Source organism: Nereida sp. MMG025 (assembly GCF_021654165.1).
Taxonomy (GTDB): domain Bacteria; phylum Pseudomonadota; class Alphaproteobacteria; order Rhodobacterales; family Rhodobacteraceae; genus Nereida.
In genome coordinates this window covers 1-868 of the sequence record NZ_JAKFZN010000033.1, presented here as the reverse complement: position 1 = coordinate 868, position 868 = coordinate 1, and the positions used below count along the sequence as shown (strand labels likewise).

The following is an 868-nucleotide window of genomic DNA, read 5'->3' as shown; positions in this document are numbered from 1 at the left end:
CAGCTTTTAGGCGAAGGCCGCACGCTGGTCTTCCCAAAGGAGCGGCACGCCCTTCTTCAGGAGACGGTCACTGGTCATACTGGTCGGCTGTTGTCCATTCAGCACCGCCTCTTGCAGGTCAGGTGCCAGCATCGCCAGCGTGATAAGGCTTTGGATGCGGCGCTTGGATATACCTGTTTGCTCCGCGACCTCAGTAAATGACTGACCGCTCAGGATGGCGTCCAAGCATGTGTGCGCCAGCGCAAGGTTGTTGAGCAGTGTCGTATCAACCTGCTGTTGGCTATGGGCCGTGCCATTGGTTTGCACAAACTTCAACTCCACCCCACGCCTGCGCAAAGTGAAGGGGATCGTTGTTGTGAGGTGGTTCTGATTTATCGCGCCCGGTTCTGTGTTGAGCAGCTCGGCAACCGCTGTTGCGCACAGACGCAGGTCCGCCTCGCCTGCTTTGATGTCGACGCGATCGATGAGCAGCAGCCATGCTGTGTGATCCACTTTGCTTTGCAGCTTCTTTTGCGCCTCGATCAACTGCGCCGCCCGTGCCGCCGGCAACATCTGGTTCAGCCATGCAGGCCGTTGAAGTAGCTCTTGCACCCGTGTTGCAAGATAGCGTTCCAGTTCTACGGCAGGTAGCCGCCATGCCGTAGGGTGCGTGGAGCGCCGCTCTTTGATCAGCCTGCGCGAGATGTAATAGCGCAGTGGTCTGCCCTTTGACTTGGTGTGGCTCGGCGTTAGCGTTGTGCCTGTCTCGTCAAACAGTTTGCCTGCCAGCGGGGATTTGGGCGCGCGGTGGTTCGCGGCAGGGGGTTTGGCCTTTGGGCGTATAAGCAGACGTTGGACCTGTTCAAACACGTCCGCTGCGATGATCGCG

General features: G+C 58.8%; 1 pseudogene. It reads right to left on the bottom strand.

From position 1 onward, the window contains the following. Positions 1 to 6 precede the first annotated feature (6 nt). Positions 7 to 868, bottom strand: a pseudogene (locus tag L1065_RS15705) (recombinase family protein); the annotation flags it as partial.